This is a genomic window from Streptomyces sediminimaris, from assembly GCF_047049295.1.
Classification (GTDB): Bacteria; Actinomycetota; Actinomycetes; order Streptomycetales; family Streptomycetaceae; genus Streptomyces; species Streptomyces sediminimaris.
In genome coordinates this window covers 194,813-210,968 of record NZ_JBJWOT010000003.1, presented here as the reverse complement: position 1 = coordinate 210,968, position 16,156 = coordinate 194,813, and the positions used below count along the sequence as shown (strand labels likewise).

12 protein-coding genes are annotated in these 16,156 nt (G+C 71.0%); 4 read left to right on the top strand and 8 right to left on the bottom strand.

Annotated elements, in window-relative coordinates; all coding sequences use genetic code 11:
* Nucleotides 1-374 precede the first annotated feature (374 nt).
* Nucleotides 375-1,136 (top strand): DeoR/GlpR family DNA-binding transcription regulator, encoded by a 762-nt coding sequence (locus ACJ9NR_RS40340; RefSeq protein WP_412494692.1) that lies wholly within the window; start codon nt 375-377, stop codon nt 1,134-1,136.
* A gap of 76 nt (nt 1,137-1,212) precedes the next feature.
* Here ACJ9NR_RS40340 and ACJ9NR_RS40335 read toward each other — a convergent pair whose 3' ends face one another.
* From ACJ9NR_RS40335 to ACJ9NR_RS40310, 6 genes are all read right to left on the bottom strand, one after another.
* Nucleotides 1,213-2,229 carry an aldo/keto reductase gene (locus ACJ9NR_RS40335; protein WP_412494691.1) on the bottom strand — a complete coding sequence of 339 codons (1,017 nt, stop codon included), beginning with the start codon at nt 2,227-2,229 and terminating at the stop codon, nt 1,213-1,215.
* Nucleotides 2,230-2,419: 190 nt separating this feature from the next.
* On the bottom strand, nt 2,420-3,193 hold the full coding sequence (locus tag ACJ9NR_RS40330) for an ATP-binding cassette domain-containing protein (protein ID WP_412494690.1): 774 nt from the start codon (nt 3,191-3,193) through the stop codon (nt 2,420-2,422).
* Nucleotides 3,190-4,263, bottom strand: a complete 1,074-nt coding sequence (locus tag ACJ9NR_RS40325; RefSeq protein WP_412494689.1) for an ABC transporter permease — start codon at nt 4,261-4,263, stop codon at nt 3,190-3,192. Before ACJ9NR_RS40325 ends, ACJ9NR_RS40330 begins: the two co-directional genes overlap by 4 nt.
* Complete coding sequence (locus ACJ9NR_RS40320; protein WP_412494687.1) at nt 4,260-5,399, bottom strand: sugar ABC transporter substrate-binding protein; 1,140 nt, start codon at nt 5,397-5,399, stop codon at nt 4,260-4,262. The genes ACJ9NR_RS40325 and ACJ9NR_RS40320 overlap by 4 nt, the downstream gene beginning before the upstream one ends.
* Before the next feature lie 171 nt (nt 5,400-5,570).
* A complete protein-coding gene (locus ACJ9NR_RS40315) occupies nt 5,571-6,491 on the bottom strand; it encodes a U32 family peptidase (protein WP_412494686.1) in 921 nt (306 codons plus the stop codon).
* Nucleotides 6,492-6,764: 273 nt separating this feature from the next.
* Complete coding sequence (locus ACJ9NR_RS40310) at nt 6,765-8,924, bottom strand: AfsR/SARP family transcriptional regulator (RefSeq protein ID WP_412494717.1); 2,160 nt, start codon at nt 8,922-8,924, stop codon at nt 6,765-6,767.
* A 294-nt stretch (nt 8,925-9,218) separates the two neighbouring features.
* Here ACJ9NR_RS40310 and ACJ9NR_RS40305 point away from each other — a divergent pair, with 294 nt between their 5' ends.
* The 3 genes from ACJ9NR_RS40305 to ACJ9NR_RS40295 all read left to right on the top strand — a co-directional run bounded on the left by ACJ9NR_RS40305 (nt 9,219) and on the right by ACJ9NR_RS40295 (nt 11,203).
* Nucleotides 9,219-9,653 (top strand): hypothetical protein, encoded by a 435-nt coding sequence (locus ACJ9NR_RS40305; RefSeq protein ID WP_412494684.1) that lies wholly within the window; start codon nt 9,219-9,221, stop codon nt 9,651-9,653.
* A 75-nt stretch (nt 9,654-9,728) separates the two neighbouring features.
* Entirely contained in the window at nt 9,729-10,607 is an 879-nt protein-coding gene (locus ACJ9NR_RS40300; RefSeq protein ID WP_412494683.1) for a hypothetical protein, read from the top strand.
* A gap of 116 nt (nt 10,608-10,723) precedes the next feature.
* A complete protein-coding gene (locus ACJ9NR_RS40295) occupies nt 10,724-11,203 on the top strand; it encodes an HIT family protein (protein WP_412494682.1) in 480 nt (159 codons plus the stop codon).
* A 303-nt stretch (nt 11,204-11,506) separates the two neighbouring features.
* Here the strand turns inward: ACJ9NR_RS40295 and ACJ9NR_RS40290 are convergent, their stop codons facing one another.
* Both ACJ9NR_RS40290 and ACJ9NR_RS40285 read right to left on the bottom strand, forming a co-directional pair.
* Complete coding sequence (locus ACJ9NR_RS40290) at nt 11,507-15,760, bottom strand: nSTAND1 domain-containing NTPase (RefSeq protein ID WP_412494681.1); 4,254 nt, start codon at nt 15,758-15,760, stop codon at nt 11,507-11,509.
* Nucleotides 15,757-16,134 (bottom strand): CU044_2847 family protein, encoded by a 378-nt coding sequence (locus tag ACJ9NR_RS40285; protein ID WP_412494680.1) that lies wholly within the window; start codon nt 16,132-16,134, stop codon nt 15,757-15,759. Before ACJ9NR_RS40285 ends, ACJ9NR_RS40290 begins: the two co-directional genes overlap by 4 nt.
* Between the last annotated feature and the right edge of the window lie 22 nt (nt 16,135-16,156).

The window sequence follows — 16,156 nt, the reverse complement described above, 5'->3', positions numbered from 1 at the left end:
GTCCTCGCGGGGCGACTTGCGTCCCCGCGCCCCGACGTCGTGGCAGCAGCGGAAGGTGAGAGCTGAGGCTGACGCTGATTTCCGCCTTGTTTCGGACCAGGTCCGGACCAGGAGCCCGGGAAACGGGCAGCAAACGGGCGGGTTTCGGGCGCGATGCGGGCTGCGGTCCCTGTGCCGCGACGGCCTCCTGCGGCATCTTCCAGGGGTTTCGTGATCGGTCGAGCGGGCAGGTTCGGTCATGATCCGGCCCATGGCGAGCCTGGTCAGTATGGGCATTCCACTTGTAAACCTGGCGACCGGAGCCCGAAAGGCCGGGCCGCGGAAGACAGCCGACGCGAGCTCGTCGCGCGGAGGCGCGGAACGGAGGCGACACCGTGAACCCCGAGAAACGCAGACGCGGATTTCTGGAAATGGCACGCCGTTCCGGATCGGTGGACGTCGGACAACTTGCAGCCGACCTTCGAGTCTCCAAGGAGACGGTGAGGCGCGATCTGAACTCGCTGGAGAGGCGCGGGCTGGTCCGGCGCACACACGGCGGTGCCCATGCCGTGGAGAGCGGAGGGTTCGAGACCTCGCTCGCGGTCCGCACCACCATGCACGTCTCCGAGAAGTCCAGAATCGCGGCGGCCGCGGCCCAACTGCTCAAGGACGCCGAGACCGTCTTCATCGACGAGGGCTTCACCCCCCAGCTCATCGCCACCGCCCTCCCCAGGGACCGGCCCCTGACCGTGGTCACCTCCTCGCTGGCCACCGCGGGCGCCCTGTCTTCCGCCGAGCACATCACCGTGCTGCTGCTCAGCGGCCGGGTGCGCGGCGGAACGATGGCCACGGTCGACCACTGGGCGACTCGCATGCTCTCCGGCCTCGCCATCGACCTGGCGTACCTCGGAGCGAACGGCATCTCCCACGAGTTCGGACTCACCACTCCCGATCCCGCGGTCTGCGAGGTGAAGGCCCAGGCCATCAGGCTCGCCAGGCGGCGGGTCTTCGCCGGGGTCCATACGAAATTCGGTGCCGTGAGCTTCTGCCGCTTCGCCGAAGTCGCGCAATTCGAAGCGATCGTCACCGATGTCGGGCTGCTGCCCTCCGAAGCCGGCCGCTATTCACTCCTGGGTCCCGAGGTCATCCGAGTCTGAACCACGGTCACGGCCGCGCTCAGGAACCTCCGGTTGCAGAACGACCGGCGGCAGAACGGCCGGCTGAGCGCGTGCGTTACTCGCGGGCGGCCGAGGTGTCGCGCAGGTTCGGGTAGCGGTCGCCGGCGACCTGCGCGGCGACAGGCTCCAGGGCCGCGAGTTCCGCGTCGGTGAGCATGATCCCGCTCGCCGCGGTGTTCTCCCGCACGCGGTCGGCGCTGCGCGTGCCGGGGATCGGTACGACGGTGAGCCCGTGCGTCCGGGCGCGTTGGTGGACCCAGGCGAGCGCGATCTGGCCGAGTGTGGCGCCGTGCGCCTCGGCGACCCGGCGGACCGGCTCCAGGAGGCCGGAGTTGTGCTGGGCGTTCTCGCCGGTGAAGCGGGGCCAGAAGCGGCGGACGTCGTCGGCCGGCAGCTCGCGCGCGGCGTCCTGGAAGGAGCCGGTGAGAAAGCCGCGGCCGAGCGGCGAGTACGGCACGACGGCTACGCCGAGTTCGGCGGCCGCACCGACCAGCGAGATCTCCACGTCCCGGCTGAAGAGCGACCACTCGGACTGCACGGCGGCGATCGGGTGGACCGTGTGCGCCTCGCGCAGCTCGGCGCCGGTCACCTCGGAGAGCCCGAGATGCCGCACCTTGCCCTCCGCGACCAGCTCCGCCATCGCGCCGACCGACTCGGAGAACGGCACCTGGGGATCGCGGCGGTGCATGTAGTACAGGTCGATGACGTCCACGCCCAGCCGGCGCAGGCTCGCCTCGGCCGCCTGCCGGATGTACGCGGGGTCGTTGCGGACACCGCGGTACGCCGGGTCGTCCGCCCGGCGGACGATGGCGTACTTGGTGGCGAGCGTGATGTCGTCGCGGTGGGCGCGGAAGAACGGCGCGAGAAAGGTCTCGTTGGCGCCGAGGCCGTACTGGTCCGCGGTGTCGAAGAGGGTGACGCCCGTCGCGAGCGCGGTGTCGAGCGCCTCGCGGGCCGCCGCCTCGTCGGTCTCCCCGTAGAACTCGCTCATGCCCATGCAGCCGAGGCCCTGCACCCCGACCCGGGGGCCGTTCGCGCCGAGCTCCACGGTGGCGATCTTCTCCGTGCTCATCTGGTCACTGTCCCCTGACTCGGGCTGCGCGTCCCACGTGCCGGTCGATCCTGAAGCCGGGCACACCGAGGGTATCCCGCAGCTCGGCGAGCACATCGGTGGGCGTACTTCCGCGAGAAGCGGGCGAAGACGGTGGCCCGGGGCGGCATGGGCCGTCGCACCCGCGTGGACGAGATCCGGCCGAAGACGCCTACCTGGTACGCGACCTGCGGTACTCCTCGACCACCAGGTCGGTCAGCTCGGCCACCGACGTCTGCGAGGTGCGCTTGTCGAAGGTGATCTCGCCGTGCTGGAGCAGGTTGACCCGGTCGCAGACCTCGAAGACCTGGGCGTAGTTGTGGGCGATGATGATGACGGAGACCTCACCGCGGGCCTTGAGGTCGTTGACCAGGTCGAGGATGAGCGCTCCTTCCTTGGCGCCCATCGCGGCCAGGGGCTCGTCGAGAAGGAGGACCCTGGCCTCGGAATAGACCGAGCGGGCCACGGCGATGGCCTGGCGCTGGCCGCCGGAGAGCTTGGCTACCTGGACATCGACCGACGGGATGTTGACCCCCATCTCGTCGAGGTGCTCCTGGGCGAGCGTGCGCATCGCGCGGTTGTTCAGCAGCCGGGTCGGGTGGATCTTCTCCCGGTTCAGGAACATGTTGTGGTAGACCGTCAGCTCGTTCACCAGCGCCAGGTCCTGGTACACCGCGTCGATGCCGAGCGAACGGGCATGGTCGACCGACTTGAGCGTCACCTCCTGGCCGTTCAGGAGGATGCGGCCGGCGTCGGGCCGGTGGAAGCCGCAGAGGATCTTCAACAGGGTCGACTTTCCGGCGCCGTTGTCACCGACCAGGGCGAGCACCTCACCCTTGTCCAGGTGCAGGTTCACGTCCCGCAGCGCCGTGACCGCGCCGAAGCCCTTGGCGATGTGCTCCACGGAGAGCGCCGGCGTGGCTGCCGGCCCGGTCGGCTCGCTCATCGGCGGCCCGCCCTTCGCAGTCGGGCCAGGTGCACGTTGAGCACCATGGACAGGATGATCGCCGCACCGAGGATGATGTTGAACGGGTTGGCGTTGATGCCGATGAGGTTGAACCCGTTGCGCAGTTCCGCGAGGACGAGCGCGCCGAGCAGCGCGCCGACGACCGTGCCGGAGCCGCCGGCCAGCGCCGTACCGCCGATGACCGCGGCGGAGACGGCGGTGAACATCGGGGATGCGCCGTCGGCTCCCGCAGCGGTCGGGTCGATGGAGTCGACGCGGAAGGCTTCGAGGATGCCGGCGAAGGCCCCGAGGGCGCTGGTGGCCATGAAGTTGCCGAACTTGATGCGTCCGGTCCTGATGCCGGCCTCGCCGGCGCCGAGCGGGTTGCCGCCGGTGGCGATCGTGTACAGGCCCCAGCGCGAGCGGGTGAGCACCACGTGGAAGTACGCGACGATGATCAGGCACCAGATCAGTTCCGACCAGTCCGACTGCCCGAACCAGCCGCGCACCCCGTGTGCGGCCTCGGGGATCTGTGCCGGGTAGGCGTGCGATGTGGTCAGCATGATGCCGAGGATGAGGAAGAGCATGCCGAGCGTGGCGACGAACGACGGAACCTTGAGCACGACCACCACGAAGCCGTTGACGAGACCGATGACGGCGCCGGCCAGCACCGAGCCGATGATCGCGACGATCGGGTACGTGCCGTAGTAGTCGATCATGTAGTGCATCAGGAACGGCGAGAGCGCGAAGACGGCGCCCACCGACAGATCGATCTCCCCGCTGACCAGCAGCAGCACCATGCCCGCCGCGATGATCGCGTACGGTGCCGTCTGCTGGGAGAGGTTGACCAGGTTGTTGCGTGCCAGGAAGTCGGAGTTGTTGGACCAGAAGTACAGCAGCAGGCCCACCGCGACGATGAAGATGGTGGCCTCGCGGCGGATGACGAACGCCTCGAGGACCAGGCGCAGCGGGCCGTGCCGCCCCACCGGCGGGGTGCCTGCCGTGGCGGTCCTGCCGTCGGCCGGGGTGGTCTTCCCGTCGATCGCGTCCTGCGCGGCCCGCTCGCTCATGCGTGTGCGATGGGGCCGGAGCGCTTGATCAGCTGCTGCTTCGTGCTGGAGCCCTCGTAGCGGGTCTTGGTCTGCAGATAGGGGTCGACGTTGTCCTTGGTCACGAAGAGCAGGCCGGTGTCGGTGACACTCGGGATCACCAGTCCGCCGGACAGCTTGTACATCCACAGGTACAGCACGCTCAGAAAGCCCTGCAGATAGGGTTGTTGGTCGATGGTGAAGTCGAGGTCACCCGATTTGATCGCGGTGAGGGTGTTCGGGTTCAGGTCGAAGCCGCCCGCGACCACGCCCTTCTTCTTGAGGCCGTACTTCTTCACGACCTTGCCGACGCTCTCCGTCGAGCCCGCGTCGACCGCGAACAGGCCCTTGAGGCCTTTGTGTCCGCTGGCATAGGCGTCGATGGTCGACAGCTCCTGAGGAAGCTCCGCGCCGCTGGCGACCGACTTGAAGTTGATCGACTTGCCGGATGCCTTGATCGCGTCGGTGGCCCCGTCGATGCGCGGCTGGATGTTGAGTGCGCCCGGGGTGGCGATGAACCCGACCGCGTCCCCGCCGGACGGCATCACCGAGGCGATGCGGCGGCCCAGTTCGACCCCGGACTGGTACAGGTCCTGGCCGATGTAACAGAGCCGGCTCGTCCCCGGATTCCCCCTCGCCCCGTCCGCGTTGTACGAGACGGTCGGGATCCCGGCGCTGAGGGCTTTGTCGACGGGCGACTTGAAGGCGTTCTTGTCGACGACCGCTACCGCGATGCCGTCGGCCTTCGCGGAGACGGCCGAGGCCATGGCGCTGACCATCTCCGGGACGCTCGAGTCCTTCGAGCCGGTCCACTGGAACGAGGCGCCCAGGAGCGCGCAGGCGTCCGCCGCGCCGTATTGCGTCGGGGTGAAGAACGGGTTGGTCGTGACGTGGTTGACGAACACGAACTTCCACTTCGGTGTCTTCGGGAAGTCGCCGACACCGTCGCCGGATGTGCTGGCGTTGCTCTTGTTGCCGGCTGAGCAGGCGGACAGCAGGGCCGCCGCGGCGGCCGAGGCGCTCATCATTCCGGCGCCGCTCAGCAGCCGCCGCCTGGCCAGCCCGTTCAGGCCGAGCGTGTCGACGGCCTCTTCCACTTGCGGATCGATCTTCTTCATGATCACTCCGGCGCGCTCGGGCCCTACAGTCCGGTATCTCGAACAATGTTCGGCTTCTTTGGTGAGGCAGAACGTAGAACCGGCCTGACAGGCCGTCAAGGCCCCGAGCAGGCTACGGTTGCGGCAATACCTGTACGCGAATCGTCCGTTCCGCCCCGCCTGCGTCGGCGCCTACGGCGTCCCCGGTCCGGGGCTGGGTTTGGCCTCGGGATAGTGCCGGCGGAGCACGGAAAGACCGATCGCCGCCCGCCGTACGCGCTCGCGTGCGGTCGCCACGGCCACGTCGGCGAGGTGCGCTCCGGCGGGATACAGCGAGGGCGCGTTGCGCACCGTGAACTTGAGGTGGACCGGAGCCGCCACGCGCACGAGAGCCGGGATCTCGTAGTAGCGGACCACGCCGCCGAAGTCGTCGGCGCCCTCCACATAGACGTCCAGGGGCGCGTCCACCGCGCTCCGGATCGCCGCAACCTGGGACAGGGTGAGGTCGATCGGCAGGTTGATCGTGGTGACTCCGAGGTCCTCAAGGACCCGCGCGGCGGCGGGATTGGCCGTCGGCATCGATATCGACGCCTTGATCCCCAGGTCCGGCGGCAGGTCGCCGGACTGCCGCATGCGGCCGAGGACCCACAGCTGGCCGATGTCGGCCACGAGCACGCTGCGCACTCCGAGGTCGCAGCCCCGGATGACGTCCTCGACCCCGTACGCGAGCTGGTCGGCGCCGCGCAGCACCGCAGCCGCACCGCCGCCCGCGGCGGACGTGGCCTGGACGCCGACGTCCCAGCCGCCGCGCGGTCCGACGAAGAGGCAGACCTCCACCTCGCGTTCGCGGCCGAGAGCCACCATCTGCTCGATCTCCGCGTCGGCGAGGAGCATCATGCCGCTGCCCTGGCTGATCCGGTCTATCCGGATCCCGTGCCGGTCGGCCTCGTCCATGACTGCTCGGAACGGCCCGGGGCCCTCGACCGACGGGATCTCCACCCGGTACTGCGCGCCGTCCGGGAAGCGCTTGTCCGAGTCGGGCAGTTCCCCGAGGTCCCGCTCCGGCAGCCCGAGCGCGGACAGGGACCGCCGTGACCTTTCCATGCCGTCCATCAGGACCTTCCTTCAGTCGATATCTCGAACTCTGTTCGGCATCGCTGCGCTTGGACGGTAGGCAGCCGGCGACGAGCCGTCAACGGTCGGCGAAGACCCTCGGACACCGCAGGTCCGGCCTGCTCACCGGACCGACCGCCCATGTCCGGGCCGGTCTCCGTGTCGCAGGACCGCTCCAGGCGCTGGAACGCGGCGAGGCCGACCGGCCCGGACGGTTCGTGGTTCGCTCCCGGACCGAGCCGGTCGGTGTCGCCTGAGGCGGTCCGGCGGCGATCACACCTCGGTGACCAGGGCGGGTGCGGCACGGCGGCAGCTCTGACGCGCTCGCGCCGCGGGGCAGCGCTCGCCACCCGGCGCCGCCGTTGCGAGCAGGGACGCCAGGTCGCACGCGCTGCGGTGCAGACCGAAGCGCACGGCAAGGCTCACGCCGGCCCGCAGAAAGGCATGCTCGGCATCGAGCCAGGCCCTGGGCGCCGGCCTGAGTTCGGCCGGCCGCGCTTCGGCGGATGGCGTCCGCACGTACGTCTCCGCGGCCTGATGTCCGCCGGCACCGCCGGCCAGAACGACCATGGCGTCCACCAGCCGTACGGCGGCGGCCTGCCGTTCGGCCGTGGTGTCCTCAGCAGCAGCGCGTTCACGGGCGAACAGCCGCACCAGGTCGTGCAGGCGGTAGCGGACCTGCCCGCAGCGGTCCGCCCCGAGCGGGTCCAGCAGATGGGCGTCCGCCAGTCGTTCGACCAGCCGTTCCGCCTCGTGCACCTCCGTCGCCGCGAGCGCGGCTGCCGCCCATGACGCGAAGTCCGCCACGTCCAGGGCGGCCAGCCTGCGCAGCATCCGCCGCTCGGCGTGCAACAGCCGGTCGTAGCTCTGGTGGAGCCGAGCCCGTACATCCAGGTCGCCGCAGACCATCTCGTCCAGCCGGGTGTCCTCCGCGCGCAGCCGGTCCGCCACCGACTGCAAGGGCCACCAGAGGCGGGCGGCCAGCCGGGCGCCGATCACGCGAACGGCGAGCGGCAGCCCTCCGGACAGCCGGGCGATGTCAGCGGCCGCCGCGGGTTCGGCCGCGATCCGCTGGGGGCCGGCCAGCCTGGCGAGAAGCGCCACAGCGTCCGGCACGTCGAGCACGTCGAGGTGGGTACGGCTGGTCGCGTCCAGCCCCAGAAGCGCCGAGCGGCCGGCGATGAGCACGGAGCTGCCTCCCCCGGGGCCGGGCAGCAGCGGGCGTACCTGCCGCTCGTCGGCAACGTTGTCCAGGACGATCAGGATGCGACGCCGGTAGAGCACCGTGCGCAGGATCGCGGAAGCCTCCTCGAAGGTGCTGCACGGCTCGGCGGGTGCGATGCCGAGCGCGTGCAGGAAACCGGTGACGACCTGCGTCGGTTCGGCGCTCTGCCGACGTGTGCCACCGAGGTCCGCATAGAGCCGTCCACCAGGGTAGTCGGCAGTGACGTCACGGGCGACGTGCACGATCAGGGCTGTCTTGCCGACGCCCGGCATGCCGTGCACGACACCGACCGACGGGTGCGGTCGGTTGTGGCGCAGGGTGGTCCGCAGGTCCTCCAACTCCGTGTCCCGGCCGGTGAGCAGGGTGGCGTAGGGAAGCTGCTCGGGTACCGAAGCCCGCTCGGACACGTCGACGACCGCCGGGGCGGGCGCCGACGGTCCCGCCTCGGACTCGTCGCCGCCGCTCCGCCCCGGCGCCTCCCAGGCGATCAGACGTGCGTGCAGTTCACGCAGTTCGCGGCCGGGGCCGATGCCGAGTTCCGTACGCAGCCAGCGGTGGGCGTCCCGGTAGGCGGCGAGGGCCTCGGCGCGTCGTCCGCAGCCGGCCAGCGCCGTCATCAGCAGCAGTCGCAGCCGTTCGCGCTCCGGGTGCACGGCGACCAGCCGGTTCAGCTCCGCCACCAGATCCGGCGCCGCGCCCCCGTCCACCCGCACCGTCATGAGGACTTCCAAGGTCGCCAGTCGGAGTTCCTCCAGGCGGGCGGCCTCGGTGCGGAGCACCGCCGTGGTGGGGTTGCCCAGCGCCGGGCCGTGCCACAGCGCCAGCGCCCGGCCGAGGGTGGCCGCCGCCGAGGGCTCGCCCCTCGCCGCTTGCGCGCGGCCCTGTTCCGTCAGCTTCAGGAAACGGTTGAGGTCGAGCTCGTCCGATTCCGGCTGGAACAGATAGCCACGGGGCTGGGTCACGATCACCTCACGGCGACCGGGGACGTGCAGCACGTGTCTGAGCCGGGCGATGTAACTCTGCACCAGCTTCGGCGCGGTGGTAGGAGGTCTCTCCCCCCACACCGCGTCCACCAGCCGGTCCACCGACACGACCTGCCCGGCGTCGAGGAGGCCCGCCGCCAGCAGCGCCGTCGGTTTGCGCGCCAGCGGCCGCAGCTCTCCTTCCTCGGACCGCACTTCGACAGGTCCCAGTACACGCAACTCCACCAAGGCCCCCAAGGCTCCCCCCGCGGTCCCGGTGTCGCACGGCACAGGACCGCTGCGCCTGTGATGCCCACGATGCTGTGGGACGCAGGCGCGGCGCCAGGGGTCGTTTCGGCCTGTTGTGAACGGCGTCCCCGCGCCCTGCGCGGCCGCGCAGACCCAGCGGTCCGGTGCGCGCGGATTGCACCGGTACTGCACCGCGGCTGAGCAGGAACTGCACCGCCTTGAGCCACTGTTGCGCCACCGGTCGGCACCAAGGTGCGGTCCCGGAAACCCATAGTGACGAAAGGGATGCGGATGGCACTCGCACGTACGCGGAAGCGGCTTGCCGCGGTCGTCGGTCTGGCAGTGACCATGGCGGCGGGAGGCGCGGTCCTGGCCTCGCCGGCCTCGGCGGGCCCGAACTGCGCGTCGGGGTATCACTGTGTGTTCTACCTCGGCTTCGACTCGGCCAAGCACTCGTACTTCAACAGTGACACCAACTTCAGCGGTGACACGTTCAACCAGGGCAGCGGGCTGTCCGGATACGGCCAGTCCGTGAACGACAACGTGGTCTCGGCAAGCAACTCCAGCAACAGCAACTACGAGAGCCACTACTACGTCAACTCCAACTACGGAACCTTCCTGTTCTGCGTGAACCCGGGCAGCAGCGTCGAGTACCTGCCCTCCTCGAAGCAGAACCTGGCCAGCTCTCTGCGACTGCGCGGCAGGACCACCATCTCCTGCTACTGACCCGCGGACGTCCGCCGGTACGGCGATCGTCGGTGACGACGGTCGCCGTACCGGCCACCGAGGAAGAGGAACCCCATGCCGCCGGCCGCCGCACGCAGCCACGCCGCCCGAATCACCGCCGTCGTCCTGGTCCTGGCCGTGGCCCTGACCGTGTGGGTGATCCACGGCCGCAGCTCACCCGGGACTCCGGTGAAGCCGAGCGGCTCGACCCGGGTGAACACCGACGCCCTGAACCGGCGTCTGCCCTTCCAGCGGCTGCTGTACCTGCCCAGCGCCGCGGCACTCCGCGTCCAGCGGGCCGAGCAGCAGCTCACGGTCGCCTGCATGGCGCGGCACGGTTTCACCTTCGAGCCCGTCACCTCCGTCGGCTCCGACGAACACCCGACCCCCTTCGGGCTCGAGTCCCTCGCGCCGCAACCGCCGGCGGCGTCCGTGCCGCCCGAGAAGTCACGGGGCAAGGCGTTCACCAGAGCGCTGTACGGCGACCCCGGCAAGCGGATCTCCGCCAAGGGCACCATGTTCAAGGTCACCCGGCCGGCCGACGGCTGCCAGGCCGAGGCGGAGAAGCGGCTGTTGGGCGACTCGCGGCTGCGTTGGCTGCAGTTGCGGATCCAGCTCGGGGAGGGCGAGAAGCAGGCCAGGGACCAGGTGGAACGGGACGCTGACTTCCGTGCCCTGCAAGCCCGTTGGCGCACGTGCATGAGCCGGGCCGGGTTCCGCGAGAAGGACCCCCTCGACGTGCTGCTGAGTCTGCCCCGAGACACGCAGCCCGGCGCGAACCCCGCGGCGCGGGCCGACATGCGGTGCAAAGCCGCGACGAACTACCTGCCCACCGCCTACGCCAGACTCCGGGTCGTACAGCAGAAATGGCTGGACGGCCATGCGGCGACGCTCACCGAATGGAACCGTCTCCAGACCCGCCAGGACACCGAGGCCCGAAGGGTGCTCGCCTGACCGCGAGGGCGTGACCGGCGAAGGCGCCCGGCGCAGACCGGGCGCGCGCTCGATGAGGGATGGACGGGCCGGGGGGCGAAGAGCACGTCTTGATCACTCGCGGATAGGCTCGGGCCATGACCGGCGACTGGTGGACGGACCGGATCGGAGCTGCTCTGCGGGGCGAGAACCCGACCGTGCTGCGGCGGCTCGAATCCGGCTTCGCGGTGATCGGCGACGTTCAGTTCCTGCCCGGGTACTCGGTTCTCCTCACGGACCAGCCGGCTGTTCAACGGCTGTCCGACCTGCCGAGGGCCAGGCGGCTCGGGTTTCTGTCCGACATGGACCAGCTCGCAGAAGCGGTCGAGCGGGCCTGCCGGCGGCTGGACCCCGATTTCCGCCGGGTCAACCTGGAGATCCTCGGCAACACGGACCCGTTCCTGCACGCCCACGTCTGGCCGCGGTTCGAGTGGGAGCCGGCTGACCTGGTGGGCAGGCCGGTGTGGCTGTATCCCCCTGAGCGGTGGCGTGATGAGCGGTTCATGCTCGGCCCGCAGCACGATGTGCTGCGGGATGCGATCGGCGGCGAACTGGACGGACTGCGTTCGACGGCCTGACGGCAAGGGCCCCGCCGGCCATCGGGCCGGGCCCGGTGATCACAGTTCCGGGTGGCCGCCGCCTGCAACGGGTCGTGTCCGGGGGCTGCTTGGAGTGATGATGCTCGGCTGATTCGCGTGGGCTGCGGTGGCTCCTTCGGCCGTGGGGGAGGTGCCGGCGCCTCGCCGAGTCGGCGGGTCCGGGCTTGGTCGCGGGCGTGGTCGTGTCCGCGTTCGGCATCCTTGCGGCAGGCCCGTTCCGCCCTCGCGTTCGCGCTGGTGCGGGAGGTCGTCCGGCACGCGTCCGAGCAGTAGGTCGGGCGCTCAGCACACCGGTCGAGTCGGTACGGGAGCAGGCAGGTTCCGGCGATCGTCGGAGGTGAACTCGCGGTAGCCGATGGCCTGGCACAGGGCTTTGCGCCAGACGGCGGGGTCCAGGTCGACGGGCCCGCCGGTGACGTCCGCGGTGTTCGCGTAGAGCACCGTCCTGCCGTTCTTGGACGCGTCCAGGAAGCGGTAACTCATGGCGTTGGGAATGCCGGTGGGGTTGCCGAACTCGTAGGCGTCCTCGTAGGCGCTGTGACCGACGCGGTAGATCCGTACGGAGTCCTGTGCGGCGATCATGAAATGTCCTTGCCCGTCGATGAACTGGGCGACGTACAGGCCGTCCTCGTTCTCGACGCTGGGCAGGGTGTCGACCTCGCGGCGCAGCGGGTCGCGGTTCCACAGCTCGATGGTGCCGCCGGAGTGCAGGACCGCGAGGTGGCGTCCGGTGGGATCGAACATGACCGCGTGGGTGTCGGAGGTCAGGCGTGGGCCGTTGGTGACGTGTCCGGTCGTGAGGTTCACGAGGTGGACGACCGGGTCGCCCCAGGCGATGACGTCGACCGTGCCGGGCGCCGGATAGCGGCCGACGAAGAGGTCGAGGATCCCGTCCACCGTCTTCGGACGGAACACCTTGGTGTCGAACCGGGCCAGTTGACGGCCCGTGTGTGTGTCCCACTGCTGGACGAGGGTGCCCGACCGGGTCACCAGGTGTCCGCCGTCGTCGAAGAAGTACTGCAGGCTCGTGCCGGGGGGCGCGGGTGTCGTGACCCGGCTCAGGCGCTTGAGGGTGGAGACCTGGTGGACGGAGACCGTGTGGTCACCGTCCCGCAGGGCGAACAGCCGCCCGGTGGGGTCGAGGGTGAGCTGGTCGTCCTTCCCCAGGGGACGGCACGGCTCGGGCCGCCGCACCTGGGCGAGCAGTTTGGAGCCGCTCTTCGCGGGGCGCAGTTGGATGAGGCAGCTGTGGCTCAGTACGGAGATGACCTTGCTGCCGTCGTCGGTGAGAGCCGCTTTGTCGACCCGCAGGGTTCCGGGGGCCCTGGGAACGGGCACGAAGCCGATCCGGTTGGTGTCGGCGGTCAGCAGCAGGGCTTTTCCGTGCGCCGTGACGAGCTGGGCCGCCTTGCCCGTCGCGTGGAACGTCGAGAGCAACGTGCCCCGGTCGGCGTCGATCACCCGCAGGGACGAGGCGGTGTCGGAGGCCGGGGGCCCCAGCAGCAAGCGGTGCCCGGACGCGTCGGCGGCCTGGAGACGGCAGGAGTTGCCCCGGTCCGGGTACGTTCTGCCCTGCTGCTTGCCGTCCCGTGTCCGGAAGACCTGCACAGTGCCGTCGGCGTGCAGCACGTCGTCGGCGCCCGACTTGCGGCACACCACGACCGCGCTTCCGTCGGCCGAGACCAGGGTCTGGTCGGCGGCCGGGGTGATCGCCCGGGTCCGGCCCGTGACCAGGTCCAGGGCTATTATCCGGGACCGGCCGTCGCCGGCCCGGACGTCCGCCAGCAGGGTCCGCTCGTCCGGCCCGAACCACACATCCCCGTTGTGGCCGTGCGGCACCGCCATGGTGCTGCCGCGGCCGGTGTCGAGGTTCCTCACGACGACACGGGTCGACGTGGCGTACGCCAGAATCCGTCCGTCGGGGGACAGCGCGGCGTTGGAGCCGTGGGTGTCGGGCAGCATCGCGGCGTTGCCGCCGGCGTAGTCCGGCCTGGGCAGCCCTCGTCCCGGCGCGAGATGGTGCACGCCCTGCACGATCCGCCGGGCGTTCGGTGTGACGCGGTACCAGTCCACCGAACCGTCCTCGTTGACCGTCGCGGCGCGGGTGCCGTCGGCGGAGACCACGGGATACGACACCGGCGTCGCGGGTGGCAGCCGCAGCATGCGCAGGTGGCCGGTCGCGGCATGCACGTACAGCGTCGCCCGGGTCAGGGAGCGGACCAGCAGCACCTCGCCGTCGCGGTCGGCGCTGAAGTCTCCGAGCGGGCCCAGGAAGCCCGAGACCGTGCGGCCGGCCGGGATCTGCCGTAGATACTGCTGCAGCAGCTGGTCACGGGCCTCGGGTGTCGGTGAGGCGCGGTAGGCGGCGATGGCCAGCATCGACGACAGCGCCGGGTCGGAGTCCAGCTGGTCCGCCGAAGCCTGGGCCAGGGCGCGGGAGTTCGCGAGCGCCGTGTGCTGCTGGGCCTGCCGGTGCTGCGCGTACAGCAGGGTGCCCAGCACCAGTGTGAGGGCGACGGCGAGGGCGAGGCCCGCGCGGAGCGAGTGGCGGCGGCGGGCCTGCGCCCCGCGGTGCGCGCGTCCGCGGTCGAGGAAGTCGCGTTCGGCCTCGCCGAGTTCGGCGCCGCGCTCACGCAGCCAGATGCGGGCCGCGGTCAGGGCGGTCCGGTTCGGCAGCAGATCCACCGGGCGCCCGCCGCGCTCCCAGCGTTCCCGGTCCAGGCGCAACGACTCCCGCCAGGCCAGAAACCGCCGGTCGTCCGCCACCCAGGTGGCCAGCCGGGGCCAGGCGGTGATCAGCGCGTCATGAGCGAGTTCGACGCTCTCGACGTCCTCGGCGCTGCGCCCGGTGACCACCAGTCTCCCGGCGGCCAGCTTCCCGGCGATCTGCCACTCGGCCTCGCCGAGTTCCGTGCGCGGCACCATGCGGCGAGTCGCCGGTGCCTGGCCGGGCGGTACCCGGACCAGCCGGGTCAGCAGGCGGCGCGCGGTCTCCTCGTCCTGCGGGGAGACGTGCTCGGCCCAGACGCGCTCCGCGTGCCGGGCCAACGCGCCGGCCACGCCGCCGGTGTCCTCGTAGGCGGCATGGGTGAGGACGCCGTCGCGTCGGTGCTGCCACAGCAGGTCCAGGGTGAGGCCCAGCAGCGGCAGGGCACCGGGGGCCCGGCTGACGTCCGCGAGAATCACCTCGGTGAGCCGGTCCTCGTACTCCACGCCCGGGATCGCCGCGACCGGAGCGGTGATGACCTCCCGCAGCCGCTCGGGCCCCATCGGCGCCAGCACATAGACCTGCCGGCCGATGCAGGGTCCGAGGAGCGGGTCGGCGAGGGCCGTGTCCAGGAAGTCGGCCCGCAGTGTGGCCAGGACGCGGACGGAGGCGGGCAGTGTGTCCGTGAAGAGGACGGCGGCGAACTCGGCTGCCGCCGCCGGCTCCGCCGCGAGCAGTTCCTCCAGCTGGTCGACGACCACGAGGAGTGCGGGGCCGTCCGCGGTGGGCCGCGGCAGCCGTTCGGCGATCCGTCCCAGTCCGCCCGCCGCGGTCAGCTCGTCCGTCAGTCCGGAGACCCGGGTCAGCCGGGACGTCTCGCTCGAGGTGGGCTCCAGCAGGGGCAGCAGCGCCGAGGCCAGGGCGGACAGCGGGCTGCTTCCGGCAGCCGGCCGTACGACCACCGGCTGGGTCCCGGCGGCCCGCAGCCGTGGTGCCACACCCGCCATGGCCAGAGACGACTTGCCCGAGCCGGACGGGCCGACGAGGGTGACCCAGCGATGGTCCGCCACCATGCGGGCCAACTCGGTGCTCTCCCGGTGCCGCCCGTGGAAGATCTGGGCGTCGCTCTCGCGGAACGCCGAAAGACCCCGGAAGGGCCGGGCCGGCCGGAGGAGCCCGTGGAGTGCGGGCCAGGTGTCCGCCAGGCGGCCGGTGGGGATGAGATAACTCGCCGAGGGCTTGCGGGCCTCGGCCACGACGACCATGCCGACCACGCCCGCCAGCTGTTCGTCCCACACCGGGGAACCGCTGAACCCCCGCGAGACCGGGTAGCCGACTCCCTCCAGGTCGGCCTGCACCCATCCGTCGGCCTGCGGTCCGCGCAGCACTCCGGCGTGCCAGACCCCACCGGGGCGGCCCCGGGGAAGGCCGAAGGCACGGACGTGATGTCCCCAGGTGTCCGCGGCCGCGGCGCCGACCAGCCGTACCGGCCGGGCGGCGGGCAGCGGTGCGGGCAGCCGCAGTACGGCGACGTCCCCGCCGTCGGAGGAACGCGGTGCGACCCAGCGCTCGACCCGTGCCGTCACCGACGGGCCTGGTTCGGCCGCCAGGGGGAGGTCCACCCGGACCCCGGCGTCCGGCGAAGGCTCCTCGTGCGCCGGGGTGCCGAGCGCCGCGGAGACGACGTGCGCGCAGGTCAGGGCCGTGTCGGGGGTGATCAGGAAGCCCATGCCGACGGTCTGGTCCGCGCGGTCGCGGATGCGCAGGACGGCCGCCTCCAGGGCGGCCGGGCCGGACCGCGGCCCGGTCTCGGCCGGTGGCGGGGTCATGACGTCGGAGCGGCCGCGGCCGGGACGGCACTTCCCGGGGAGCCGTTCTTCCAGGTGAGCGACACCTTGAAGTTGGCCTGGGCGGAGGTGCTGGAGATCACCACGTCGGCTTCGGCGGACAGCGACAGCCCGAACTCCACGGTGATCTCGTCGGGTGCCTGCGCCATCGAGCGGAAACCGTCGACGAAGTTCTGCGCCACCGGCCGTACGCCCGCCACGAGTTCGCCCAGTGAGCGGCCGGCCCGGGCCACGACCTGGCCCGGCCGGGCGACCTGGACCAGTCCCTCGGGCTCGGCCGCCTCGATCGCGACCTTGATGATCTCGTCCCCTCGGGCCGCGTTCCGGGCGACCGGAACCTCCACCAAGAACTCCATGCCGTGCGTTCCTCCGTTGTTT